At 63.6% G+C, this 26621-nt stretch carries 22 protein-coding genes; 11 read left to right on the forward strand and 11 right to left on the reverse strand.

Annotation, left to right across the window (positions count from 1 at the left end):
* Positions 1-222 precede the first annotated feature (222 nt).
* The 5 genes from AC25M7_RS13295 to colR form a co-directional block, all read right to left on the reverse strand.
* Positions 223-453: a hypothetical protein gene (locus tag AC25M7_RS13295; RefSeq protein WP_028689699.1), complete on the reverse strand. Its 231-nt coding sequence runs from the start codon at positions 451-453 to the stop codon at positions 223-225.
* Positions 450-1151: a lipopolysaccharide kinase InaA family protein gene (locus AC25M7_RS13300; protein WP_062364489.1), complete on the reverse strand. Its 702-nt coding sequence runs from the start codon at positions 1149-1151 to the stop codon at positions 450-452. The genes AC25M7_RS13295 and AC25M7_RS13300 overlap by 4 nt, the downstream gene beginning before the upstream one ends.
* A gap of 6 nt (positions 1152-1157) precedes the next feature.
* Complete coding sequence (locus AC25M7_RS13305; protein WP_028689697.1) at positions 1158-1838, reverse strand: class I SAM-dependent methyltransferase; 681 nt, start codon at positions 1836-1838, stop codon at positions 1158-1160.
* A gap of 107 nt (positions 1839-1945) precedes the next feature.
* Positions 1946-3274: a sensor histidine kinase gene (locus AC25M7_RS13310; protein ID WP_028689696.1), complete on the reverse strand. Its 1329-nt coding sequence runs from the start codon at positions 3272-3274 to the stop codon at positions 1946-1948.
* Positions 3264-3947, reverse strand: a complete 684-nt coding sequence (gene colR, locus AC25M7_RS13315) for a two-component system response regulator ColR (protein WP_028689695.1) — start codon at positions 3945-3947, stop codon at positions 3264-3266. Before colR ends, AC25M7_RS13310 begins: the two co-directional genes overlap by 11 nt.
* A 179-nt stretch (positions 3948-4126) precedes the next feature.
* Here colR and AC25M7_RS13320 point away from each other — a divergent pair, with 179 nt between their 5' ends.
* The gene (locus AC25M7_RS13320) at positions 4127-4858 is read left to right on the forward strand and encodes a phosphatase PAP2 family protein (RefSeq protein ID WP_028689694.1); all 732 of its coding nucleotides are present in this window, start codon (positions 4127-4129) and stop codon (positions 4856-4858) included.
* 99 nt (positions 4859-4957) lie between these two features.
* On the opposite strand, the gene groL is transcribed toward AC25M7_RS13320, so the two are convergent.
* From groL to AC25M7_RS13345, 5 genes are all read right to left on the reverse strand, one after another.
* A complete protein-coding gene (gene groL, locus AC25M7_RS13325; protein ID WP_028689693.1) occupies positions 4958-6598 on the reverse strand; it encodes a chaperonin GroEL in 1641 nt (546 codons plus the stop codon).
* Positions 6599-6646: 48 nt separating this feature from the next.
* Positions 6647-6940, reverse strand: coding sequence for a co-chaperone GroES (locus AC25M7_RS13330; RefSeq protein WP_028689692.1), 294 nt, complete (start codon positions 6938-6940; stop codon positions 6647-6649).
* Between the two features lie 284 nt (positions 6941-7224).
* Positions 7225-7686 carry an FxsA family protein gene (locus AC25M7_RS13335; protein WP_028689691.1) on the reverse strand — a complete coding sequence of 154 codons (462 nt, stop codon included), beginning with the start codon at positions 7684-7686 and terminating at the stop codon, positions 7225-7227.
* 66 nt (positions 7687-7752) lie between these two features.
* Positions 7753-8484 (reverse strand): HugZ family pyridoxamine 5'-phosphate oxidase, encoded by a 732-nt coding sequence (locus tag AC25M7_RS13340; protein WP_247283571.1) that lies wholly within the window; start codon positions 8482-8484, stop codon positions 7753-7755.
* A 231-nt stretch (positions 8485-8715) separates the two neighbouring features.
* Positions 8716-9723: a DUF481 domain-containing protein gene (locus AC25M7_RS13345; protein ID WP_062364493.1), complete on the reverse strand. Its 1008-nt coding sequence runs from the start codon at positions 9721-9723 to the stop codon at positions 8716-8718.
* Between the two features lie 200 nt (positions 9724-9923).
* On the opposite strand from AC25M7_RS13345, the gene AC25M7_RS13350 reads away from it, so the two are divergent.
* A complete protein-coding gene (locus AC25M7_RS13350) occupies positions 9924-10229 on the forward strand; it encodes an MGMT family protein (protein ID WP_050703864.1) in 306 nt (101 codons plus the stop codon).
* Between the two features lie 44 nt (positions 10230-10273).
* Positions 10274-11821, forward strand: a complete 1548-nt coding sequence (locus AC25M7_RS13355) for an AmpG family muropeptide MFS transporter (protein ID WP_028689687.1) — start codon at positions 10274-10276, stop codon at positions 11819-11821.
* Positions 11822-11913: 92 nt separating this feature from the next.
* Here the strand turns inward: AC25M7_RS13355 and AC25M7_RS13360 are convergent, their stop codons facing one another.
* Entirely contained in the window at positions 11914-13158 is a 1245-nt protein-coding gene (locus AC25M7_RS13360) for an MFS transporter (protein WP_241411738.1), read from the reverse strand.
* A 332-nt stretch (positions 13159-13490) separates the two neighbouring features.
* On the opposite strand from AC25M7_RS13360, the gene AC25M7_RS13365 reads away from it, so the two are divergent.
* The 8 genes from AC25M7_RS13365 (at position 13491) to AC25M7_RS13400 (ending at position 26176) form a co-directional block, all read left to right on the forward strand.
* Positions 13491-14087 (forward strand): superoxide dismutase, encoded by a 597-nt coding sequence (locus AC25M7_RS13365; RefSeq protein ID WP_028689685.1) that lies wholly within the window; start codon positions 13491-13493, stop codon positions 14085-14087.
* Between the two features lie 321 nt (positions 14088-14408).
* Positions 14409-16460, forward strand: coding sequence for a putative bifunctional diguanylate cyclase/phosphodiesterase (locus tag AC25M7_RS13370; RefSeq protein ID WP_062364497.1), 2052 nt, complete (start codon positions 14409-14411; stop codon positions 16458-16460).
* Between the two features lie 148 nt (positions 16461-16608).
* Positions 16609-17946, forward strand: a complete 1338-nt coding sequence (locus AC25M7_RS13375; protein ID WP_028689675.1) for an imelysin family protein — start codon at positions 16609-16611, stop codon at positions 17944-17946.
* A gap of 200 nt (positions 17947-18146) precedes the next feature.
* Complete coding sequence (locus tag AC25M7_RS13380) at positions 18147-19568, forward strand: di-heme oxidoreductase family protein (protein WP_028689674.1); 1422 nt, start codon at positions 18147-18149, stop codon at positions 19566-19568.
* 19 nt (positions 19569-19587) lie between these two features.
* Positions 19588-20652, forward strand: coding sequence for an imelysin family protein (locus AC25M7_RS13385; protein WP_028689673.1), 1065 nt, complete (start codon positions 19588-19590; stop codon positions 20650-20652).
* 2 nt (positions 20653-20654) lie between these two features.
* On the forward strand, positions 20655-21752 hold the full coding sequence (locus tag AC25M7_RS13390; protein ID WP_486971135.1) for a DUF1513 domain-containing protein: 1098 nt from the start codon (positions 20655-20657) through the stop codon (positions 21750-21752).
* Between the two features lie 220 nt (positions 21753-21972).
* Positions 21973-23115, forward strand: coding sequence for an efflux RND transporter periplasmic adaptor subunit (locus AC25M7_RS13395; RefSeq protein WP_028689671.1), 1143 nt, complete (start codon positions 21973-21975; stop codon positions 23113-23115).
* A gap of 13 nt (positions 23116-23128) precedes the next feature.
* Positions 23129-26176, forward strand: a complete 3048-nt coding sequence (locus AC25M7_RS13400; protein ID WP_486971136.1) for a multidrug efflux RND transporter permease subunit — start codon at positions 23129-23131, stop codon at positions 26174-26176.
* Positions 26177-26621 lie beyond the last annotated feature (445 nt).

Below are 26621 nucleotides of genomic sequence, written 5' to 3' on the forward strand. Positions count from 1 at the left end.
GAAGTAAAAGCACCCTGCGAAAGCGTACGCCTCGCAGGGTGCCGGGGTGACCATCTCATTAAGTAACCCGCCGTAAGGGCGGAAAGGTGAATAAGCGTCGACATCGCAAATGAATGCGCATAAAACTTCAAAAACAAACACCAACCAAACAACTATAAACCCCAAATAAACAAACGCCAGAGATTCATAAAGAAACCCTTGGCACCCAACACATAACCCACGTCAACCAAACGGCCGCAACCCCTGCCTCATCCCAAACAGGAACAACAGCAGATCATGATCCGGCTCAGCCCGCCCCTGCTCTACCTTGGCCACCCGTGGCAACGGACACACCCCACCGACCTCAGCCTTGCTGAAGACCGTGGGCCGCGGCTGCTCCCAGGCCGCCGCCGCCGCCGTGGTCACTGCCAACGCCGCGACCAAGAATAAAGCTCGAGCGATTTCTAGTTTCATTGCTCTAAACCTTTGACCGCGCTGCCAAACGCCATTTGGTAAAAGTAGAGCAAGGTCTGCCATTCCGCCTCGTTGAACGACGAGTGGCGTCGCAACTGCCGCAGGTCGTTATAGGCCGCCCGCTGGCAACTGATCCGCCGCCGGCACTTCTCCAGGTCCAGCAAGGCCACTTCCACCCGTGCCTGCTCGCTCTCGCCCAGCACCTTGACGAACACGTGCTTGCCGTACAGGCAGCCATGCTGCCAATGCCCCAGGTGCATGCGCGCCAGGTTGTCCGCGAGGTCCTTGAGCATGCGCTCATGCACGGCCTGCGGGTAATGCTCACGGGCCCCGGAGGCATGCCAGGCATCGAGGTCGACGAAACCCTCAAGCGCCTCGCTGACCAGCAAGGCCCGCCACTGATGATCAGCGTCCCGCTCGGCCCCGGCATAGACGATCCGCGGTACCCTGACGCCCAGTTGCTCGAAACTGTTCAGTGCATCGAGTTCGCGCAACACCGTGGGGCGCCCGAACGGATGCAGCAGGCTGCGGTAGATGTGCCCGACCTGGCGTTTGGCATACAGCAGATGCCCCTCGCCGTCGCTCAGGCGCTGCACGCCACTCTCGCCGCCACGCCGCTGGTTGGGTTCCTCGACCCACTCTCCCTGCTGCTGCCAGTAAAAATCAAACTGCCTGGACTGATTCTGCGCTACCGCCATCACTCGTTACCCCTTGCGCAATACGTAAACTCGCCACATGGCATAGAACGGCAGAAAGTCGAGTCGTTCCTGAATTCTGAATCCTGCTGACACAAATTCTTCTTCAACTGTAGCCGCCGGTAACACGAAGCGGTTCTGATAGCCGTCCTGCGTCGTCCGCGCACTGCGCCTGGCTTCGAGCTTGCGGCGGCGCCAGGCCTTGAAATTGCCATCCACCCACAGCGAAAGGATCACGCTGTCTCGGCTAACCCTTTGAAATTCCGAAAGAATTTTCTTCCGATGGAGCGGATCGCCAATATGGTGGAACAAGCGCATGCAAAAAATGCTGTCGACCGCGTTATCCGGAAGGTCGATGGCGAACGCGGAAGTCTGCAAGGGGCGTACCCGCGCAACCACCTCTGGCGGTTGTGACGCACAGGCTGTCTCGATCATCGCCGCTGAATTGTCCGCACCGATGATCACGCGGTTGGCCTTTTCCGCCAGCAGCGGCCAGAACCTTCCGGCGCCGCAGGGCAGGTCGAGCACCAGGCCAGGCTCACCGGCCAGCGCCAGGGCACGGCGGGCCAACTGCTCGTCACGCTGGTGGGACAAGCGCCGAGCCAGGCCATCCTGGTGCTTGAGGAAGTACTCCCGGGCGTGATTGCGGTCGTACTTGTCCGAGAATTCGAGTTTGATGGGGCTACGCATTGGACATCTCCTGACTCCAGTGCGCTCACCATAGGTACGCAAGCGTTGGAATCAGGTCATGTCGATGTGAAAAATCTGTCAGCACCAAATGCAGGTGTTACAGGAGGTTAATCGGGATCCAATAGCCCATCCTGGCTTTCACCGTCCTGCACCACTTTCGTACCCTGGCTCAGGTCGACCTGGAAGCGGCAACCATGGGGCAAGGTCGCGGTCAAGGTGACGCGCCAACCCTGATCGTCACAGATGCGCTGCACCAGCGACAGGCCCAGGCCCAGGCCCTCGCCGCGGCGCTCGTCGCCACGCACGAACGGCCGGAACATCGCCTCGCGCTGCTCCTCCGGAATCCCCACGCCACTGTCCTCGACACAGAAGCCATTGGCCTCGAGACTCAGGCGAATGTAGCCACTGTCAGTGTAGTGCGCCGCGTTGCGCAGCAAGTTACCCATCACCGATTGCAGGAAGGTGGCGTTGTACAGCACCGGGCTGGCACTGACCCGCCCCTCGTAGTAAAGCGCCAAGCCCTTCTGTTCGATGGTGTCGCGCCATACACCGATCAGGTCGTCGCCCACCTCACGCAAGGTTGCCCGCGATGCGATGGCGCCTTCATCGCGCTGTGCACGGGCCAACATCAGGAACGTCTTCACCAGTTCGCGCATTTCCTCGGTCGCCCGGGCGATGCGTTCAACCTGGCTGCGCGCGCGCCCATCAAGGCCGGGGTTCTCCATCAGCAACTCGCACGAGGTCGCCAGGACCATCAGCGGCGTGCGCAGCTCATGGCTGACGTCGCTGGTGAACAGCCGCTCACGGGTCAAGGCATCGCGCAGGCGCCCCAGGGTATCGTCGAAGGCGACTGCCAGCTGGCCGACCTCGTCCGCCGCGTAGTCCGGCGCCAACGGCGGCGCAAGGCCCAGCAACTGGTCACGGTGGCGGACCTGGCGCGCCAAGCGGATCACCGGCGCCATCACGCGCCGCGCCAGCAACCAACCAAGGATCACCGCAAGGGCCAGGCTGAGCACGAAGCCGACCACGACCACGGCGAACAACACCCGCTCGCGCTCCTCGAAATCGCTCTGGTCCTGCAGCAGCACATAACGCCGACCGTCGACGATCTCGACCATGGCATGATACGAGAGCTGGTCGCGAAACACCTCGTGGAAGCCGGCATCCAGGTGGCGCAGGTCCTTGGGCAACTCGAAGTCATCGCGCCCGCCGCTGAAATAGAACAACTGGTCGGGGCGTGGCCGATGGCTCCAGTCGCTGACGCTGTCCATGCGCAGCAGGCGTTGCAGATCACCGCCAAGCACCGACGAGATCAGGCGTTCCTCGACCAGGTGCACCGTGGCGACGATGCCGAAGGCGAAGGCCCCGGCCACCAGCGCGCTCATCAGCGCGAAAGCGATGATGATGCGCTGGGCAAGGCTCTGTTTAAACTCCATCGCGGCCCTCGGCGAGGCGATAGCCGACGCCATGGACGGTATGCAGCAGGGGTTTGTCGAACGGTTTGTCGATCACCTGGCGCAACTGGTGGACGTGACTGCGCAGGCTGTCGCTGTCCGGACAGTCGTCGCCCCACAAGGCTTCCTCCAGCACCTCGCGGCGCAATACATGGGGGCTCTTCTGCATCAACACGGCCAGCAGTTTCAGGCCGACCGGGTTGAGCTTGAGCAGGCGCCCCTGACGAGTCACCTCCAGGGTATCGAGGTCGTAGCTCAGGTCGGCGACCTGCAGGGTACGCCGACCACCACCCTGGGCGCGACGCAGCACCGCCTCGATGCGCGCCGCCAGCTCGGACAGCGCGAACGGCTTGAGCAGGTAGTCGTCCGCGCCCGAGCGGAAGCCTTGCAGGCGGTCGTCCAGCTGGTCGCGGGCGGTGAGCATGATCACCGGCGTGTCGCGCCGGGCATCCTCGCGCAGGCGCTTGCACAGCGTATAGCCATCGATGCCCGGCAACATGATGTCGAGCACGATCAGGTCGTAGTGTTCGGTCGCGGCCAGGTGCAACCCGGACAGGCCATCCTGGGCACAGTCGACGGTGTAGCCCTTCATGCCAAGGTAGTCGGCCAGGTTGGCCAGAATATCGCGGTTGTCTTCAACCAAAAGAATGCGCATCGAGGTCTCCTGTGCGGCGCTTCGCCGGGCGCGGCAGGCGCAGCTTACGTCCAATGCCCGCATGGTGCCATGCCCTGGCTAGAAATCACCGAACTTGACAGTTTTTTCACCGATCATTCACGCACACAGGATAGCGGGCAGCCGACAATGCACGGTCTTTTCCACCCTCTGGAGTCATCATGCAGTCATCCGTGCGCCCTCGCCCGATCAACCCGTGGCTGTACCTGGGCATCCCTTTCGTTACCGCCATGGCCTTGATCCTGCTCGAATGGACGCCGCTGGACATGGATGTGGCCAACCTGTTCTACGACCCGGCTGCCGGCCAGTTCATCGGTCGCCACAGCTACCTGCTGGAAAACATCCTGCATGACCGGGTCAAGCAAGGCGTAATCGTCTTCGGACTGCTGGCCGTGGTCGGTTTCGCCCTGAGCTTCGTCTGGCAACGACTGGCGGGCTGGCGCCGTGAACTCGGCTGCCTGGTATTGGCGTTGGGGCTGTCGACGGCCTTCGTCACGCCGCTGAAGAAAGTTACCCAAGTGCAATGCCCGTGGAGCCTGACCCAATTCGGCGGCAAGGAGACCTACAGCAAGCTGCTGGAGCCACGCCCTGCGACCGACAAGCCCGGACTGTGCTGGCCAGGCGGGCATGCCGCGACCGGATTCTGCCTGTTCGGCCTGTTCTTCATGCTGCGCGATCGCCGTCCGCGCCTGGCACGGGTGGCGCTCGCGGTAGCCCTCGTGGCTGGCGCGGGACTGTCGGTCGGACGGATGATGCAGGGCGCGCACTTCCTGTCACACAACGTATGGACGGCGGTGTTCTGCTGGTTGATCGGGCTGGGGTCGTATTACCTGGTGCTGTATCGCAGCGGGGCCGCCAGGGCCCCCGTGGCAGAACACAGCGCCGTTCGATGAACAATCGCGGGGCAAACCCATCCTTGCGATGACGCCAGAACAAACGAAAAAGCCCCGCACTAGGCGGGGCTTTTTCTGGGTACAGGGGGTAAGGCTGGCTTACATCATGCCGCCCATGCCACCCATGCCGCCCATGTCAGGCATGCCAGCAGCTGGCTTGTCTTCCGGCAGGTCGGCAACCATGGCTTCGGTGGTGATCATCAGACCGCCGATCGAAGCTGCGGCTTGCAGGGCCGAACGGGTGACCTTGGCTGGGTCCAGGATGCCCATCTCGATCATGTCGCCGTATTCACCGGTAGCGGCGTTGTAGCCGAAGTTGCCCGAACCTTGCTTGACCTTGTCAGCGACAACGCTTGGCTCGTCGCCGGCGTTGGCAGTGATCTGGCGCAGCGGGGCTTCGACGGCGCGACGCAGCAGGGCGATACCGACGTTCTGGTCTTCGTTGTCGCCTTTGAGGTTGGCAATGGCAGCCAGGGCGCGAACCAGGGCAACACCACCGCCAGGCACCACGCCTTCTTCGACGGCTGCACGGGTAGCGTGCAGGGCGTCTTCGACGCGGGCTTTCTTCTCTTTCATTTCGACTTCGGTGCCGGCACCGACCTTGATCACGGCAACACCGCCAGCCAGCTTGGCCAGACGCTCTTGCAGCTTCTCACGGTCGTAGTCCGAAGTGGTGTCGGCAACCTGGGCACGGATCTGGGTGACGCGGGCCTGGATGTCGGCTTCTTCGCCAGCACCGTCGATGATGGTGGTGTTTTCCTTGGACAGGATCACGCGCTTGGCGTTACCCAGGTGCTCCAGGGTGGCGGTTTCCAGGGACAGACCAATCTCTTCGGAGATCACGGTACCGCCGGTCAGGACGGCGATGTCCTGCAGCATGGCCTTGCGGCGGTCGCCGAAGCCCGGGGCCTTGACCGCGGCAACCTTGACGATGCCACGCATGTTGTTGACCACCAGGGTGGCCAGGGCCTCGCCCTCGACGTCCTCGGCAACGATCAGCAGCGGACGACCGGCCTTGGCAACGGCTTCCAGTACTGGCAGCAGCTCACGGATGTTGGAGATCTTCTTGTCGACCAGCAGCAGCAGCGCGCCTTCCAGCTCGGCAACCATGGTGTCCGGCTTGTTGACGAAGTACGGCGACAGGTAGCCACGGTCGAACTGCATGCCTTCTACGACAGACAGTTCGTTTTCCAGGCCCGAACCTTCTTCGACGGTGATCACGCCTTCTTTACCGACTTTTTCCATGGCTTCGGCGATGATTTCACCGATGGAGTTGTCGGAGTTGGCGGAGATGGTGCCGACCTGGGCGATGGCCTTGGAATCGGCGCATGGCTTGGACAGGTTCTTCAGCTCGGCGACGACGGCGGCGGTGGCCTTGTCGATACCGCGCTTGAGGTCCATCGGGTTCATGCCGGCGGCAACGGCCTTCAGGCCTTCGTTGACGATGGCCTGGGCCAGGACGGTGGCGGTGGTGGTGCCGTCACCGGCGGCGTCGTTGGCCTTGGAAGCGACTTCCTTGACCAGCTGGGCGCCCATGTTCTCGAAGGCGTCCTTGAGCTCGATCTCTTTGGCGACGGAAACGCCGTCCTTGGTGATGGTCGGCGCGCCGAAGCTCTTGGCCAGGACCACGTTGCGGCCTTTCGGGCCCAGGGTCGCTTTTACCGCGTCAGCCAGAACGTTGACACCAACCAGCATTTTCTTACGGGCGGAATCGCCGAATTTTACGTCTTTAGCAGCCATGATCGTTTAATCCTTGAAATTCTTTGGAGTAACGGGAAGTCGGGGAAATCAGGCTTCGATAACGGCCAGGATTTCGTTCTCGGCCATGACCAGCAGGTCTTCGCCGTCGACTTTCACGGTGTTGCTGCCCGAGTAAGGGCCGAAAACCACTTTGTCACCCACTTTCACGGCCAGCGCGCGTACTTCGCCGTTGTCCAGGATACGACCGGTGCCGACGGCAACGACTTCGCCGCGGTTTGGTTTTTCAGCGGCCGAACCCGGCAGGACGATACCGCCAGCGGTTTTCGATTCTTCTTCGCTGCGACGGATGACGACGCGGTCATGCAGAGGACGAAGCTTCATTGTCGATCTCTCCCAAATTGTGGTTTTCATCGGCCGGTGTCGACACCGGCGGGTTGGTTCGATCCGGCGTTGCCGGGGGTGGTCCGCACAGGGCGAACCACCTATGTCATGTCTGGTGTCGCCACCAGAAACCTTGCGGTGACACATACATGAGGCCGCTAAAAACAATTACAAGGCTTGCGCGGAAAATTTTTCAAAACGTCATCGTGGAAGCGGGCCTGTCCCGCGATGAGCCCAACCCAGAGGCCATCGCGGGACAAGCCCGCGCCCACGAAAAATCGGTGTTATTTGTCGCGACGCTCGTACTCGCCCTCGATCACGTTCGGACGATGGCCGCCATCGCGGGGCTGCGCCTGGAACGGATCATCCTGGAACGCGCGCTGGCGCAGAGCCTGTTCCTCGGCGCGGCGACGCAGCCGACCGGCCACCAGGCGACGGGTGAACGGCAGCAGGCAGAGCAGGCCCAGCACATCGCTGATGAAGCCCGGCAGCAGCAACAGGCCGCCACCAACGGTGAGCATCAGGCCCTGGAACATGTCCTCAGCCGGCAACTCGCCGCGCTGCAGGCTTTCCCGGGCACGCAGGGCAGTGGCCAGGCCGGCAACGCGCATCACCAACACACCCAGGGCGGAACCGGCGATGATCAGCAGCAGCGCCGGGAAGAAACCGATGGCCGCGCTGACCTTGACGAAGACGAACAGCTCCAGCACGGGGAAAAGCAGTAACAGCAGTAGAAAAGCACGCATCAAGGGTTCCTCGACGGAAGAGAATCTTCCTGTAAGACCATCAAATGGATGCCTCGACGCCTGTTTTCAACCCTCGACGCTTTCCGCAACCGGCCACTGGTCAGCGCGGGCCAGAAAAACCAAGGCTTCACGGACATGTGTCGGCGTGTTGCAGGTGCTCGGGAACGCCAGCCAGTATACCGCCTGGCCGATACGCAGATGCATGCCTTCGCTGTCGATACCAACCATTTCGGCCGGCGCCGTGCGCGGCAGGTCGGTCAGTTCGACGTAATGGGCGATGGCATTGGCGTGGTCGCTGTTCATGTGCTCGATCATGCTGGCCTCGGCCTTGCCCGCAAAGGGATTGCTCAGGGTCACCTGGTCGAGCCAGTGGATCGCGCCGAAGCCACCGATGTAGCGGTGGCGTACCGGCTCGAGCACCCAGAAATCGAAGTCGTGGGCCTTGTGGTAGTTGGCCGATTCAGGGAAGTACCGGTAGTAGCGGGCCGCGGCAGCCTCAATGGCCGCTTCGTCGGTCAGCTTGCGCGCCTCGGCCATCACCGTCAGGCGCCCGACCGCCTGCACGTCCTCGGCGTCGCGCTCGCCCACCAGCAGTGAACACTTTGGATCTTTCTGCAGGTTATGGGTGTGCTGGGCGATACGGCTGATGAGGATCAGCGGATGGCCCTCGGCGTCCAGGCAGTAAGGCACCACCGAACCGAAGGGATAGCCGGGCATGGACTTGGAGTGAGTCGAGAGGACGCCGCGGTACTCCTTGAGCAGCAGTTCCCGGGCGGGGCGAAGGGCGTTGATACTCACTGGAAAGGCTCCTGACGACGGACTGGATGGGTGACAAGATAAGCATTATCACCCGCCGCTGCCACTGGGCCTGCTGCCGTGTAGATCTACGCATATCCCTGAGCGGCCTTGTGTCGCGATAGGGCCGCAACGCGGCCCCGGCAATGTCTGCCTAGTCGCTGAGATCCTGGGGCCGCTGCGCAGCCCTATCGCGACACAAGGCCGCTCCTACACCAAAAGCACGCTGCCGACTTACCAGGTAACGCCGAACCCTGCGGTATAGCGAGTCTTGTCCAGGTCGCTGTCGCTCGTGCCCTTGATCAGGTCCTTCTCCGCCTTGAGGTTGAGCGAAGCCCACTCGGTCACCTTGTAGCGCAGCCCCATCTCGGCATCCAGCGAGTAGTCGGCCACGCCGCCCAGCGGCTTGCCGAATTCGCCATTGGTGAAGAACTCCACTTTCTTGCCGATCAGGTAGCGGTTGTAGTCCCACTTCACGGCGGCGGAATAGAAGTTGTCCTTGCCACCGTCGCGGTACTCGAAATCGGTGCGGTTGATCAGCGAACCCAGCGAGAACGCACCCAGTTCGTCATCCCAGAACTGATAGCCCGGGCCGGTACCGATGGTGCGCTGGCGCGCCAGGTCCTCGATATGATCGCGCTTGTACTCCAGGCGCCCCTGCCAGAACCACTTCTCGGTAATGAAGCGGTCCAGGGCGTACTCGGCGCTCCAGTTGTTGGTGGTGGTGACGTCGTCCTTGGTCTCGCGGTTGTACTCGCCCTCGGCGTTGTGCCGCCAACGGCCATGGCGGGCGGTGGTCTTGAAGCTGACGTCGTAGTCGTCGCTGTCGGTCTCGGCACGCTTGTAGTCCATCGCCACATCGACATTACCCTTCCACAGGAAGTCCTCGACCAGCGGTCGCGGCTTCATGATCTGCTCGATGCTGGCCAGCTCGACGGTCTTCGGCGCATCGCCGTTGGCCAGAGTCACCTTGCCCGGCTCGGCGGCCTTGAGCGACTTGGCCTTCTCGCCGGAGTAGGCGTCCTGCTTGACCAGCAGTTCCCGGTCGCTCTCCAGTGTCTGCACCTGTTTCCAGTCCAGAGCGATCGAGCCGCCATAGGGCGTCTCCAGCAACAGCTTGCCGCCGTCGAAGACCTTAATCTTGCCGCTCAGGCGGTCACCGTTCTTCATCCACACGGTGTCGGCGAGCACAGGGGTACAGAGCGACGCGGCGATGAGGCAAAGCAGGGTTCTAGAAGACATAAGCGCAATTTGGGTTCGATTCGACGAAAAAGCCGGGCATTATCCAGATACCGACAACCTGAGCAAGGACAGACCCAGACCATGCCGATGAGTTCCACTCGCATTTGCCCGGACCGCCTGTCCGGTTTCATTCACAGGCCAAATACCCCGTGACCTCGACGCCACCGCCCGCTGTGCCGGAGGATGCCGAGGCCCGACGAATGGCACTGTACTCGGTGCTGGGCCAGGTCCCCGCCGGCAAGGTGGTCAGCTATGGGCAATTGGCCGAACTGGCCGGCCTCGGCCGCGCGGCGCGCTGGGTCGGACGCACCCTAGGGCAGCTGCCGGCGGACACCCGCCTGCCCTGGCACCGGGTGCTGGGTGCCGGTGGCCGACTGAGCCTTGCCCTGGGCACGCCATCGGGCGACGAACAACGCGCCCGCTTGCGCGCAGAAGGCGTGAATGTGGCCAATAATCGTGTGGATATGGCACGCCATGGCTGGCGTCCAATGGAGCACAGCGGTTAGAGTGCGCGCTTTGTTTTCGCAAACCTTGAGGCAGATGTTGGCCCATGCCCCGTAAAACCTGGCGCGCTGCGCTCGCTGCCTATGCCAGCCCGTCAACTTTGGTGCTTTTGCTGCTCGGATTCGCCGCCGGCCTGCCGTATATGCTGGTGTTCTCGACGCTTTCGGTCTGGCTGCGCGAGGCGGGTGTGGCGCGTGAGACCATCGGCTATGCCAGCCTGATCGGCCTGGCCTACGCCTTCAAGTGGGTCTGGTCGCCGCTGCTCGACCAATGGCGCCTGCCGCTGCTCGGTGGCATGGGCCGTCGTCGTTCGTGGCTGCTGCTGTCCCAGGTGCTGGTGGTGCTCGGGCTGGTCGGCATGGGCTTCTGCGACCCGCAGAAACACCTTTCGTGGCTGATCGCCCTGGCGGTGCTGGTGGCCTTCGCCTCGGCCACTCAGGACATCGCCGTCGACGCCTACCGCCTGGAGATCGCCGACGACCAGCGCCAGGCCGCCCTGGCCGCCAGCTACATGGCCGGCTACCGGGTCGCCGCCCTGCTCGCCACCGCCGGTGCACTGTTCTTCGCCGAGTGGTTCGGTTCCACCGGGTTCAGCTACCTGCACGAGGCCTGGACCGGTACCTACGTGCTGTTCGGCGTGCTGATGCTGCCCGCGCTGTTCACCACCTTGGTGATGCGCGAACCGCCGGTGCCCCTGCGCACCCAGCTGTCGGCGGCCCGCTACGGGTTGATGCACCAACTGGCCTCGGTGTTCGTGCTGATCATCCTGCTGGTCTCGGTGCCGGCCAGCTTCACCCAGCTGTTCAACACCGACTGGGCCAGCGTGGTGTTCGGCGACTCGTCCATGCTCGACCTGTTGCTCGAAGACCGTGCTTTCCTGCGCCTGATCCTCTATGTGCTGCTGACCTGGGCATGCCTGTCGTCCCTGGGCCGCCGCGGCCTGGCGCCGGTGCTCACGCCGGTCAACGACTTCATCACGCGCTACCGCTGGCAGGCCCTGCTGCTACTCGGGCTGATTGCCACCTACCGCATGTCCGATACGGTGATGGGCGTGATGGCCAACGTGTTCTACATCGACATGGGTTTCACCAAGGACCAGATCGCCAGCGTCAGCAAAATCTTCGGCCTGATCATGACCCTGGTGGGCGCCGGTGCCGGTGGCCTGCTGATCGTGCGCTTCGGCATCCTGCCGATCCTGTTCATCGGCGGCGCGGCCTCGGCGGCGACCAACATCCTGTTCCTGATGCTGGCCGACATGGGCCCGAACCTGGAAATGCTGGTGGTGACCATTTCGCTGGACAACTTCAGTTCGGGGCTGGCCACATCGGCCTTCGTCGCCTACCTGTCAAGCCTCACCAACCTGAAGTTCTCGGCCACCCAGTACGCACTGCTGAGCTCGATCATGCTGTTGCTGCCGCGTTTGATCGGTGGCTATTCCGGGGTGATGGTGGAGAAGTTTGGCTACCACGACTTCTTCTTGATCACCGCGCTGCTTGGCGTGCCGACGCTTGTGCTGATCGCTCTGCACTGGCGGCAGGAGGTGGGTCGGGGAAAGCCGGTGCCGGTGGAGAGTCCGGCGGCTGAACAAAACTAGGCCTTCACCGGCCTTATCGCGGGGCAAACTCGCTCCCACATATTCAGCCTGAATGACTGACTGCGTGGGAGCGGACTTGCCCCGAGATGTTTCTACTGGGTCACAGCCCCTTTCCCCGAACGTCCGCCTACCACGAACCACAGCGGCCACAGCGCCAGCGCGCCCGCCACGCCTGCGGCCAGGGCGAAGTGCATCAGGCTCGCACCCGCGCCGAGCATCGCCAACACCGCGCCGCCCAGCCCCAGCAAGGCGATGGTGATCATCCCCAGCATCGCCGATACCAGCCCCTTGCTCTGTTCGCTGGAGAACAGCGTCATGCGGTACAGCACGGCGTTGGCCACGCCCAATCCCAGCGCATACAGCGACATGCCGGCCACCACGCTGGGCACCGTCGGCCGATACCAGGTCGCCGCAACCATCAGCGACAGCCCTGCCAGGTATGGCCACAGGGCCCCGCGCACCAGTGACGGCAGCGGATAGCGATCAGCGATTCGATTGATGATCAGGTTGCCCAGGATCAGCCCGCCGAACACCGGCAGCTGCCATAGCGCGTATTCCAGGGTGCTCAGGCCCTCGTCATGGATCAGCAGCACCGGAGACAGGCCGATCCAGCCGATCAGCGGCAGCCCCACCAACCCCAGCGCCGCACTGCCGGCCACAAAGCGCCGATTGCCCAGCAACTGACCATAGCCTGCCAGCAATGGCAGCAGGTGGATGGGCGTGAACGGCAGGCGCGAACCGTCGCGACGCTCCACCCCCAGGGTTTCGGGCATCAGCCGGTAGAGCAGCAGCCAGCACAGCACCGCGCCCGCGGCAAACGCCACGAACAGCCAGCGCCAGTCCAGCCACTGCAGCATCAGGGTGCCCACCAGCGGGCCGAGCAGTGGCGACAACAGGGCGATATTGGCCAGCAGGGCCATCATGCGCACCGCGTCGGCCTCGCTGAAAGCCTCGTTGAGCGCCGGGTAACTGACTGTGACCACAAAACCCAGGCCGATGCCCTGCAACAGGCGCAACAGGTTGAACAAGCCGATGTCCTGCACCCAGAAGGTCGCCAGGCACGCCAGGCCGAAGAAGATGCAGCCGCCCAGCAGCAACGGGCGCCGGCCGTAGCGATCCGCCAGCGGGCCGATCAGCCATTGCAGCAGCACTCCGCCCAGCAGATAGAGGTTAAGGGCGTGGGGAATGTACTCGGTGCTGGCCTGAAGGTCGCCGACCACCACCGGCATGGCGGGCATGACCGCGTCGCTGGCGAGGTAGGTCAGCAATTCGAACAGCGCCAGGGTCAGACCGAACAGCAAGGCGCGCAAGGGGGAGATATACAGCAAAGGTTTCATGGCGGACATCGGGGTTTAAGGCAGGATCAGGGTGTATGCCAGATATGGCAGCGCCTGGCTGTGAACAAGTGTAAAAGAACGGGGCCGCTTCGCGCCCATCGCCGGCAAGCCGGCTCCCACAGGGATTGCACATCACCTGAAAGGGTCCGCCTGTCGGCCCCCGCCAACCGCTCTGGAACCTCTATTCCCCACAGATGTTGCGTGGTTAAGCGCCCGGGCCGGTGCTATGATCCTGCCCTCGCGTCGCAAAGAGTACAAACTCGCCGACGCTCATCAGGCCACCCGTGAGGCCTGGCGCAAACCGCAAACAGACCTGAATCAGGAGATCCACCATGGCTTTTGAATTGCCGCCGCTGCCGTACGCCCACGATGCCCTGCAGCCGCACATCTCCAAGGAAACCCTGGAGTTTCACCACGACAAGCACCACAACACCTATGTCGTGAACCTGAACAACCTGGTCCCAGGCACCGAATTCGAAGGCAAGACCCTGGAAGAGATCGTCAAGAGCTCTTCGGGCGGCATCTTCAACAACGCAGCCCAGGTCTGGAACCACACCTTCTACTGGAACTGCCTGTCGCCAAACGGCGGCGGCCAGCCAACCGGCGCCCTGGCTGACGCCATCACCGCCGCGTTCGGTTCGTTCGACAAGTTCAAGGAAGAGTTCACCAAGACTTCGGTCGGCACCTTCGGCTCCGGCTGGGGCTGGCTGGTGAAGAAGGCCGACGGTTCCCTGGCCCTGGCCAGCACCATCGGCGCCGGCTGCCCGCTGACCAGCGGCGACACCCCGCTGCTGACCTGCGACGTCTGGGAACATGCCTACTACATCGACTACCGCAACCTGCGTCCGAAGTACGTCGAGGCCTTCTGGAATCTGGTCAACTGGGCCTTCGTTGCCGAGCAGTTCGAAGGCAAGACCTTCAAGGCCTGATTGTTCGCCTTGAATGCAAAAGACCCGGCCTGAGTGCCGGGTTTTTTGTTGCCCGGCAGGATGCCGTCGAATTCGGCAACGACATACCTGACAGAAATATTTGCAACCGATCCGCGCGCTCTTGCTCAGACCGCATAGCGCGCTAACATCAACCATCTGGAAAGTTGACGCAGCGCACTCAAGTCGCATGACCGCTCGACCGATACAGAGCCAAGGGCATTTCCATCAACGGACGGATTGCCTGACGGGGTCTCGGGCCGATAGTCTCTCGCCATGATTGATGGCAAAATAATGGCATGCGCATGGATTAAGGAAACCCCATTGAAGCTGGAATTTCGAAACAGCTTATCGGTCAAGCTGCTGAGGGTCGTACTGCTCTCGGCGCTGGCTGTCGGCGTCGTACTCAGCTGTGCGCAAATCGTCTATGACGCCTACAAGACCCGCCAGGCGGTGAACAACGATGCCCAGCGCATCCTCGACATGTTCCGCGACCCATCGACCCAGGCGGTGTACAGCCTCGACCGGGAAATGGGCATGCAGGTGATGGAAGGCCTGTTCCAGGACGAGTCGGTGCGCATGGCCTCCATCGGCCACCCCAACGAAACCATGCTGGCGGAAAAGTCACGGCCGCTGCAGGACATGTCCATGCGCTGGCTGACCGACCTGATCCTCGGCCAGGAGCGCACCTACACCACGCAACTGGTCGGCCGTGGCCCTTACAGCGAGTATTATGGCGACCTGAGCATCACCCTCGACACCTCCTCCTACGGCGAGGACTTCCTGATCAATGCCGTGATCATCTTCATCTCCGGCGTGCTGCGCGCCCTGGCCATGGGCCTGGTGTTGTACCTGGTGTACCACTGGCTGCTGACCAAGCCGCTGTCGAAGATCATCGACCACCTGACCCAGATAAACCCCGACCGCCCCAGCCAGCACCAGATTCCGCAACTCAAGGGCCACGAGCGCAATGAGCTGGGCCTGTGGGTCAACACCGCCAACCAACTGCTGGCCTCCATCGAGCGCAACACCCACCTGCGCCACGAGGCCGAGAACAGCCTGCAGCGCATGGCCCAATACGACTTCCTCACCGGCCTGCCCAACCGCCAGCAGTTACAGCAGCAGCTGGACAAGATCCTGGTGGACGGCGGCCGCCTGCAGCGCCGTGTCGCCGTGCTGTGCGTGGGCCTGGACGACTTCAAGGGCATCAACGAGCAGTTCAGCTACCAGGTCGGCGACCAGTTGCTGCTGGCCCTGGCCGACCGCCTGCGCGCCCACAGCGGGCGGCTCGGCGCCCTGGCTCGCCTGGGCGGCGACCAGTTCGCCCTGGTCCAGGCCAACATCGAGCAACCCTATGAAGCCGCCGAGCTGGCCCAGAGCATCCTCGACGACCTCGAAGCGCCCTTCGACCTCGACCAACAGCAGATCCGCCTGCGCGCCACCATCGGTATCACCCTGTTCCCCGAGGACGGCGACAGCACCGAGAAGCTCCTGCAGAAGGCCGAGCAGACCATGACCCTGGCCAAGGCCCGCTCGCGCAACCGCTATCAGTTCTACATTGCCAGCGTCGACAGCGAGATGCGCCGCCGTCGCGAATTGGAAAAAGACCTGCGCGAGGCCCTGTCACGCAACCAGCTGTACCTGGTGTACCAGCCGCAGATCAGCTACCGAGACCACCGTGTGGTCGGCGTAGAAGCGCTGCTACGCTGGCAGCATCCGGAGCTGGGCATGGTCCCGCCCGACCAGTTCATCCCGCTGGCCGAGCAGAACGGCAGCATCATCGGCATCGGTGAATGGGTGCTCGACCAGGCCTGCCGGCAGCTGCGCGAATGGCACGACCAGGGCTTCAGCGAGCTGCGCATGGCGGTCAACCTGTCCACGGTGCAACTGCACCACAACGAACTGCCGCGGGTGGTCAACAACCTGCTGCAGGCCTACCGTCTGCCACCGCGCAGCCTGGAGCTGGAAGTCACCGAGACCGGCCTGATGGAAGACATCAGCACCGCCGCCCAGCACCTGCTGAGCCTGCGCCGTTCGGGCGCCTTGATCGCCATTGACGACTTCGGCACCGGCTATTCCTCGCTCAGCTACCTGAAGTCGCTGCCGCTGGACAAGATCAAGATCGACAAGAGCTTCGTTCAGGACCTGCTTGACGATGACGACGACGCCACCATCGTTCGCGCCATCATCCAACTGGGCAAGAGCCTGGGCATGCAGGTGATCGCCGAAGGCGTGGAAACCGTCGAACAGGAGAGCTACATCATCGCCCAGGGCTGCCACGAGGGTCAGGGCTACCATTACAGCAAGCCGTTGTCGGCACGCGAACTGACCAGCTTCCTCAAACAGGCACAACGCAACCAGGTTTCCGCCCTTTAAGCCCTGCCAGCCTTGGCGGTGCACCTTGAACGGGCGTTTGCATGAAATGCACGCCCGCCCCTTTACAGCAAATGCAAATCTTTCGCATGATGTATTGGTTTCGCGTGCCACGGCGCACGGTCCAACCACACCACGCAGGAAACCAACAATGATTCGAATGCCTCTGGCCTCCGCCAGTCTGCTGGCCATCGCCATCGCTCTCGCCGGTTGCGGCGAAGGCAAGGACGACAAGGCCGCCGCACCGCAAGCCCAGGCACCTGCCGCCGCCAGCACCACCGCCGCGGCGCCGGGGGCTGTCGATGAGGCGGCCGCCAAGGCTGTGGTCAAGCACTATGCCGAAATGGTCCATGCCGTGTACAGCGACTCGCTGAGCACCGCCAAACAACTGCAGACCGCCGTCGACGCGTTCCTGGCCAAGCCCGACGAGCAGACCCTGAAAGCCGCCCGTGATGCCTGGGTCGCCTCGCGCGTGCCGTACCTGCAGAGCGAAGTGTTTCGCTTCGGCAACACCATCATCGACGACTGGGAAGGCCAGGTGAACGCCTGGCCCCTGGACGAAGGCCTGATCGACTACGTCGACAAGAGCTACGAGCACGCCCTGGGCAACCCGGCGGCCAACGCCAACATCATCGCCAACACCGAGATCCAGGTCGGCGAAGACAAGATCGATGTCAAGGACATCACCCCCGAGAAACTCGCCACCCTCAACGAACTGGGCGGCTCCGAAGCCAACGTCGCCACCGGCTACCACGCCATCGAGTTCCTGCTCTGGGGCCAGGACCTCAATGGCACCGGCCCTGGCGCGGGCAACCGTCCGGCGTCCGACTACCTGGAAGGCAAGGGCGCCACGGGCGGTCACAACGACCGTCGCCGCGCCTACCTGAAAGCGGTCACCGACCTGCTGGTCAAGGACCTCGAAGAGATGGTCGGCAACTGGGCGCCGAACGTCGCCGACAATTACCGCGCCACCCTCGAAGGCGAGCCGGCCAACGACGGCCTGCGCAAGATGCTGTTCGGCATGGGCAGCCTGTCGCTGGGCGAACTGGCCGGCGAGCGCATGAAGGTCTCGCTGGAAGCCAACTCGCCGGAAGACGAGCACGATTGCTTCAGCGACAACACCCACTACTCGCACTTCTACGACGCCAAGGGCATCCGCAACGTCTACCTGGGCGAGTACACCCGTGTCGACGGCACCAAGCTGAGCGGCCCGAGTCTGTCGTCACTGGTGGCCAAGGCCGACCCGGCCACCGACGCCACCCTCAAGGCCGACTTGGAAGCCACCGAGGCCAAGATCCAGGTGATCGTCGACCACGCCCTCAAGGGCGAGCACTACGACCAGCTGATCGCCGCCGACAACGCCGCCGGCAACCAGATTGTGCGTGATGCCATCGCCTCGCTGGTCAAACAGACCGGCGCGATCGAACAGGCCGCTGGCAAGCTGGGCATCGACAACCTGAACCCGGATACCGCCGATCACGAGTTCTGATCAGCGTCGCGGTTCAGCAGAGGCGGCCTTCGGGCCGCCTTTTTGTTTTCCAGCAGCACCACTGCTCCTACAGGTACGGAACTCGCCGATAACGGCCAACTGACAGTGATTTCATCCAGCAATTGCAAATTGCTCTTATTCAAACACCCCCAGCCTGATAAGCTTGCACGCCGGTTTTTCGCCCATGCCCAGGATCTTCGATGTCCTTGCTCCGCCTAAGCCCCCTGCTCTTGGCCTTCGCCCTCGCCGCCTGTGACGACGCCCCGCGCTTCACCCAGGCCGAGCCCGGCGAAGCCCTCTCCGGCGGCAAGGCCACGGTGCAACGCAGCGACCGCAACGCCTATTCGCTGCCCTCGGCCAACCTGACGCCCGAGCGGCGCCTGGATTTCGCCGTGGGCAACAGCTTTTTCCGCAATCCCTGGGTAATCGCCCCCTCCACCACCACCGCCCGCGATGGCCTCGGCCCATTGTTCAACACCAACGCCTGCCAGAACTGCCACGTGCGCGACGGTCGAGGCCATCCGCCGGAGCCGGGCGACAGCAACGCGGTGTCGATGCTGGTGCGCCTGTCGATCCCCGACCAGCCCTACTACGCCCGCGAAATCGAACGCCTGGGTGTGGTTCCCGAGCCGGTCTACGGCACCCAGCTGCAGGACATGGCCATCCCCGGCGTGGCCCCGGAAGGCAAGGTGCGGGTGAGCTACGACAAGCACAGCGTCACCTTCAAGGATGGCCACCAGGTCGAACTGCGCCGCCCGACGCTGCAGATCACCCAGCTCGGCTATGGCCCGCTGCACCCGGACACTCGCTTTTCGGCCCGGGTCGCCCCGCCGATGATCGGCCTGGGGCTGCTCGAGGCCATCCCCGAAGCCGACCTGCTGGCCAACGAAGATCCGGACGACCTCAACCGCGATGGCATCCGCGGCCGCGCCAACCGGGTATGGGACGACGCCCAGGGCAAGACCGTGGTCGGCCGCTTCGGCTGGAAGGCCGGGCAGCCCAACGTCAACCAGCAGAACGTGCACGCATTTGCCGGCGACATGGGCCTGACCACCACCCTGATGCCGAAGGACGATTGCACCGCCGCGCAGGTCGATTGCCTGGCCGCGCCGAACGGTGACGGTCAGGACGGCGAGAAGGAAGTCAGCGACAACATCCTGCGCCTGGTCACCTTCTACACCCGCAACCTCGCCGTGCCGGCCCGACGCAAAGTGGATACGCCCGAAGTGCTGGCGGGCAAGAACCTGTTCTATCAGGCCGGCTGCCAGGGCTGCCACACCCCGCAGTTCACCACCGCCGCCGATGCGTCCGAACCGGAACTGGCCGGCCAGGTGATCCGTCCCTACAGCGACCTGCTGCTTCACGACATGGGCCCGGGCCTGAGCGATGAACGCACCGAGTTCGCCGCCAATGGCCAGGACTGGCGCACCCCGCCACTGTGGGGCATCGGCCTGAGCGAGACCGTCAGCGGCCACAGCCAGTTCCTCCACGACGGCCGCGCCCGCAACCTGCTTGAAGCCGTGCTCTGGCACGGTGGCGAGGCCCAGGCGGCGCGCGATCACGTGTTGACCTTCAATGCCGAGCAGCGCGCCGCGCTGCTGGCGTTCCTGAATTCCCTTTAAACCGCACAAGGAGCCGGGCATGTTCCGACCCAAACTGTTGTTCACCAGCCTCGCCGCACTTGCCCTCGGCGCCTGCTCGCCGCAAGATCCGCAGGCGGTGACCTCCGCTGCCATCGCCAAGCAAGTGATCCTGCCGACCTACAGCCGCTGGGTCGAGGCCGACCGGCAGTTGGCCGCCAGCGCCTTGGCCTACTGCGAAGGCAAACAGTCCCTGGAGACCGCCCGCACCGACTTCCTCCACGCCCAGAAGGCCTGGGCCGAACTGCAGCCATTGCTGGTCGGCCCGCTGGCCGAGGGCAACCGCCCGTGGCAGGTGCAGTTCTGGCCGGACAAGAAGAACCTGGTCGGCCGCCAGGTCGAGCAGTTGGTCAACGGCGAACAGGCGGTCACCGCCGAGTCGCTGGGCAAGGCCAGCGTGGTGGTGCGTGGCCTGTCGGCCTACGAATACATCTTGTTCGACAGCAAGCCGGACATCGCCAGCGCCGAGCAGAAAGCCCGCTACTGCCCGCTGCTGGTGGCCATCGGCGAACACCAGAAGGCCCTGGCCGAGGAAATCCTCAAGGGCTGGAACAGCACCGACGGCATGCTGTCGCAGATGACCAAGTTCCCCAACCAGCGCTACGCCGACTCCCACGAGGCGATCGCCGACCTGCTGCGGGCCCAGGTCACCGCCCTGGACACCCTGAAGAAGAAACTCGGCGCGCCGATGGGCCGCCAGAGCAAGGGGATCGCGCAGCCGCTGCAGGCCGAGGCCTGGCGCAGCCACTCGTCGATCAAGAGCCTGGAAGCCTCGCTAAAGGCCGCCCAGACGGTCTGGGTCGGGGTCGACAACCAGGGCCTGCGCGGCCTGCTGGGCAAGGATCAGGCGGCACTGGCGCAAAAGATCGACGACGCCTACGCTGCGGCGATCAAGCTGCTGGCCGACAACCAGAAGACCTTGGGCGAACTGCTGGCCGACGACGCCGGCAAGCAGACCCTCAACCAGATCTACGACGCACTCAACGTCGTCCACCGCCTGCACGAAGGCGAGCTGGCCAAGGCGTTGAACATCCAGCTGGGCTTCAATGCCAACGACGGTGACTGATCATGCTGCGACGCCAGGCCCTGAAACTCGGTAGCGTGTTGCTCAGCGCCCTGACCCTGGGCGGCTGGAGCCTGTTCCGCGGCAAAGGCAGCGAACCGTTGCTGCTGTCGGCGCGCGACGACGGCGACGGCAAGCACTACGCCGTGGGCTTTCGCCTGGACGGCACCCAGGTGTTCAGCACCCAGGTGGCCCAGCGTTGCCATGCGATCATCAACCACCCGACGCTGCCGATCGCCTTGTTCGTCGCGCGCCGCCCCGGTACCGAGAGCTACCTGGTCGACCTGCGCGACGGCCGGCTGCTGCAGACCCTCGCCTCGCAACCGCAGCGGCACTTCTACGGCCATGCGGTGATCCACAAGGACGGCGAGTGGCTGTACACCACCGAGAACGACACCACCGACCCCGGTCGCGGCGTGCTGGGCGTCTATCGGTTCGAAGGCGAACGTCTGGTGCACAGCGGCGAGGTTTCCACCCACGGCATCGGCCCCCATGAGGTGGCCTGGCTGCCCGATGGCGAAACCCTGGTGGTGGCCAATGGCGGTATCCGCACCGAGGCCGAAAGCCGGGTGGAGATGAACCTCGACGCCATGGAGCCGAGCCTGGTGCTGATGCAGCGCGACGGCACCCTGTTGAGCAAGGAGACCCTGGCCCAGCAGATGAACAGCGTGCGCCACCTGGCGGTGGGCGACGATGGCACCATCGCCGCCTGCCAGCAGTTCATGGGCGGCTCCGAGGAGACCGCCGAGCTACTGGCGATCAAGCGTCCGGGCGAGCCGTTCAAGGCCTTCCCGGTGCCGGAGCGCCAGCTGCAGTCGATGGCCCAATACACCGCCAGCGTCGCCATCCACAGCGACCTGCGCCTGGTGGCCTTGACCGCGCCACGGGCCAATCGCCTGTTCATCTGGGATCTGGACAGCGGCGCGGTGAAGCTCGATGCACCGATGCCCGATTGCGCCGGGGTCGGGGCGGTGAAGGATGGCTTCGTCGTTACCTCCGGGCAGGGGCGTTGCCGGTTCTACGATTGCCGCAAGGCAGAGCTGATCGGCCAGCCGATGAACCTGCCTTCAGGCTTCTGGGATAACCACCTGCATCTGGTCTGATTTGTCGTAAAAGCTATCGCGGTACAAGTCGCACCGCCGCTCCCACGTCCTGACGCGTGAGCGGCGGTGCGCCGATGCGACTTGCACCGCGATTTGGCCGGCACACGTTTGTCCCTCCTCTTTTCCAGAAAACCGACAATACTTTCCCTCACCGCACGTGGGCCGGATCGCCCGAGGTCGTGCCCGATAAATAACAAACCCACCTCCAGGGAACCGGACCATGTTGCGCCGCCGCATGCTGATCATGTTGGCCGTCGTCCTGCTGATCGTATTGATCCTGGGGGGCATCAAGGCCTTTTCCATCTACAAGCAGGTGCAGATGTTCTCGCAGCCCCGGCCGCCGGTCAGCGTGGCCGCGGCCCAAGCCGAGCGGCGCCAATGGCAGGAGCGCCTGCCAGCGGTTGGCAGCCTCAAGGCCTATCAGGGCGTGGAACTGAGTCTGGAAGTTGCCGGTACCGTGAAGTCGCTGCACTTCGAATCCGGGCAACAAGTGAAAGCCGGCCAGTTGCTGCTGCAACTGGACAGCGACCAGGAAACCGCCCTGCTCGGCACTGCGCAGGCCGACCTGGGGCTGGCCAAGGTCGACTTCGGCCGAGGTAGCCAGCTGGTCGGCGATTCGGCCATCTCCCGCGGCGAGTTCGACCGCCTGACCGCCCAGTACCGGCGTAACCAGGCAGTGGTCGAACAGCTCAAGGCCTCGCTGGCGAAAAAGAGCATCAGCGCCCCGTTCAGCGGCACCATCGGCATTCGTCAGGTGGACGTCGGCGCCTACCTGGCCAGCGGTACGGTGATCGCCACCCTGCAGGACCTGTCCAGCCTCTATGTCGACTTCAATGTGCCCGAGCAGGCGCTGCCGCACCTGAGCCTGGGCCAGCGAGTACTGGCACAAGTGGCCGCCTACCCCGACCAGACCTTCTCCGCCAGCCTCAGTGCAATCAACCCCAAGGTCGAGGAAAGCACCCGCAACCTGCTGGTCCGCGCCACCCTGGCCAACCCCGAAGGCAAGCTCCTGCCGGGCATGTTCGCGAGCCTTCAAGTGCTGTTGCCCGACCCGCAGCCGCTGGTGGTGGTGCCGGAGAACGCCATCACCTATACCCTCTACGGTAATTCGGTGTACCGGGTCAGCGAGAAAAAGGGCGAGGACGGCCAGCCCCAGCGTGACGCCAACGGCCAGCCAAAGCTGATTGCCGAACAGCTCACCGTGCAGACGGGCGAGCGCCGTGAAGGCTGGGTCGTGGTGCTCAAGGGGCTGCAGGCCGGCGATCAGGTGGTCACTGCCGGCCAGCTCAAACTGAGCCCCGGCGCGGCGATCCGCATCAGCGCCGACAACGCCCTCAAGCCCGCCGCGCCCGGCGCGAAGTGAACGGGAGGCGGCCATGGCGTTCACCGACCCGTTCATCCGCCGCCCGGTGCTGGCCTGCGTGGTCAGCCTGCTGATCCTGCTGCTCGGCCTGCAGGCTTGGAACAAGCTGCAGATCCGCCAGTACCCGCAGATGGAAAACGCACTGATTACCGTCACCACCGCCTACCCCGGGGCCAATGCCGAAACCATCCAGGGCTATATCACCCAACCCTTGCAGCAGAGCCTGGCCAGCGCCGACGGCATCGACTACATGACCTCGGTGAGCCGGCAGAACTTTTCGGTGATCTCGGTCTATGCGCGAATCGGCGCCGACACCGACCGTCTGTTCACCCAGTTGCTGGCCAAGGCCAACGAGGTGCGCAACAAGCTGCCCCAGGACTCCGAGGACCCGGTGCTGAGCAAGGAGGCCGCCGATGCCTCAGCGCTGATGTACATCAGCTTCTACAGCGACGAAATGAGCAACCCGCAGATCACCGACTACCTGTCCCGGGTCATCCAGCCCAAGCTGGCCACGCTGCCCGGCATGGCCGAGGCCGAGATCCTTGGCAACCAGGTGTTCGCCATGCGCATCTGGATCGACCCGGTGAAGCTGGCCGGCTTCGGCCTGTCGGCGGTGGACGTGACCAACGCCGTGCGCCGCTACAACTTCCTCTCCGCCGCCGGTGAGGTGAAGGGCCAGTACGTGGCCACCAGCATCAACGCCACCACCGAGCTGAAATCCGCCGAGGCCTTTGCCGCCCTGCCGGTCAAGACCAGTGGCGACAGCCGGGTGTTGCTGGGCGATGTGGCGCGGGTGGAAATGGGCGCGGAAAACTACGACACGGTTAGTTCGTTCGACGGCACGCCGTCGGTGTACATCGGCATCAAGGCCACGCCGGCAGCCAACCCGCTGGAGGTGATCAAGGAGGTGCGGCGGATCATGCCGCAGCTCGAAGAGGCGCTGCCCGCCAGCCTCAAGGTGTCCATCGCCTACGACGCCACCCTGTTCATCCAGGCGTCCATCGACGAAGTGATCAAGACCCTCGGTGAAGCGGTGCTGATCGTCATCGTCGTGGTGTTCCTGTTCCTCGGCGCCCTGCGTTCGGTGGTGATCCCGGTGGTGACCATCCCGCTATCGATGATCGGCGTGCTGTTTTTCATGCAGATGATGGGCTACTCGCTGAACCTGCTGACGCTGCTGGCCATGGTGTTGGCCATCGGCCTGGTGGTGGACGACGCGATCGTCGTGGTGGAGAACATCCACCGTCATATCGAGGAGGGCAAGTCGCCCTTCGACGCAGCCCTGGAAGGTGCCCGCGAGATCGCCCTGCCGGTGGTGTCGATGACCATCACCTTGGCCGCGGTGTACGCGCCCATCGGTTTTCTCACCGGGTTGACCGGTGCCCTGTTCAAGGAGTTTGCCCTGACCCTGGCCGGGGCGGTGGTCATTTCCGGCATCGTCGCCCTCACACTGTCACCGATGATGTGCGCCCTGCTGCTGCGCCACGAGCAGAACCCCAGCGGCCTGGCCCATCGCCTGGACCTGATCTTCGACGCGCTCAAGGTGCGCTACCAGCGCCTGCTGCACGGCACCCTGAACAGCCGCCCGGTGGTGCTGGTGTTCGCCGTGCTGATTCTGTGCCTGATCCCGGCCTTGCTGATGTTCACCCGCACCGAACTGGCGCCGGAGGAAGACCAGGGGGTGATCTTCATGATAAGCAGCTCGCCGCAGACCGCCAACCTGGACTACCTCAACGCCTACACCGACCAGTTCACGCCGATCTTCAAGCGCTTCCCCGAGTACTACTCGTCGTTCCAGATCAACGGTTTCAACGGTGTGCAGAGCGGGATCGGTGGCTTCCTGCTCAAGCCCTGGAACGAGCGCGAGCGCACGCAGATGCAGTTGTTGCCGCTGGTGCAGGCCGAGCTTGAGCAGATTGGCGGGCTGCAGATCTTCGGCTTCAACCTGCCGTCGCTGCCCGGCACCGGCGAGGGCCTGCCGTTCCAACTGGTGATCAACACCGCCGGTGACTACCCAGCCCTGCTGGAGGTGGCCCAGCGGGTCAAGGAACGCGCCCAGGCGTCGGGCAAGTTCGCTTTCCTCGACATCGACCTGGCCTTCGATAAACCCGAGGTGGTGATCGACATCGACCGCGCCAAGGCGGCGCAGATGGGGGTGGCGATGGACACCCTGGGCAGCACCCTGGCGACCCTGCTGGGCGAGGCCGAGATCAACCGCTTCACCTTGGAGGGGCGCAGCTACAAGGTCATCGCCCAGGTCGAGCGCCCTTACCGGGCCAATCCTGGCTGGCTGAACAACTACTACGTGAAGAACGAGCAGGGCCAGCTGCTGCCGCTCGCGACCCTGATCACCCTCAGCGACCGTGCCCGGCCGCGCCAGCTCAACCAGTTCCAGCAGTTGAACTCGGCGATCATCCAAGGGGTGCCGCTGGTGAGCATGGGCGAGGCCCTGGAAACCGTGCGCGCCATCGCTCGCGAGGAGGCGCCCGAGGGCTTCTCGCTGGACTATGCCGGGACGGCGCGGCAGTTCGTCCAGGAGGGCAGTGCGTTGTGGGTGACCTTCGGCCTGGCGCTGGCGATCATCTTCCTGGTGCTGGCGGCGCAGTTCGAGAGTTTCCGGGATCCGCTGGTGATTCTGGTAACGGTGCCGTTGTCGATCTGCGGGGCGTTGTTGCCGTTGTTCCTGGGGGTTTCGAGCATGAACATCTATACCCAGGTGGGGTTGGTGACCCTGATCGGGCTGATCACCAAGCACGGGATTCTTATTGTCGAGTTTGCCAATCAGCTACGGGACGAGCGAGGGCTTGGGGTGCGGGAGGCGATCGAGAAGGCCGCCGCGATTCGCCTGCGGCCTGTGCTGATGACCACGGCGGCCATGGTGTTTGGCATGGTGCCCCTGATTTTGGCCTCCGGGGCCGGGGCGGTCAGCCGGTTTGATATCGGGATGGTGATTGCTACCGGGATGTCGGTTGGGACGCTGTTTACGCTGTTTGTTTTGCCTTGCATTTATAGTGTTTTGGCGCATAAGGGGGGGCACGGTATTGTTGATGTTCGCGGGTGATTTGCTTTGGTTTTTTATGCGCATTCGTAGAATATACCGACATTTAGTCACCTTTTCGCCTTTACGGCGACCTACTTTTCTCTAGGGAAAAGTAGGCAAAACCGTTCCGCTCCGTTCATCCGGCCCTGCGCTTCGCTCCGGGGTTCCCTCGCTCCTGAAGTCGCAATTGGCGGTGCCTGAACTGTCGCGCGCTTAGAAGCAAGAGCAAGAACAGGAAAATGCGAAGTTTACTGTTTGAAAATTAGTTATATATTGGCTGTTCCGGCCTATCGCGGGCTTGCCCCGCGAAACAATCGAGAGATTAATTCCGCTTCAACTAGCGACAGCTGCGCCAGTCCAGTCGCCGCCCGTAACTTCGCGACTTCAGGAGGCCGAACGCAGGTCTTGCGAAGGGAGGTGACGGGCATGGATGCCCGTCAAGCGCTGCGCCCCAGGATGGGGCGTT

The sequence above is a fragment of the Pseudomonas sp. P106(2024) genome (assembly GCF_057480815.1).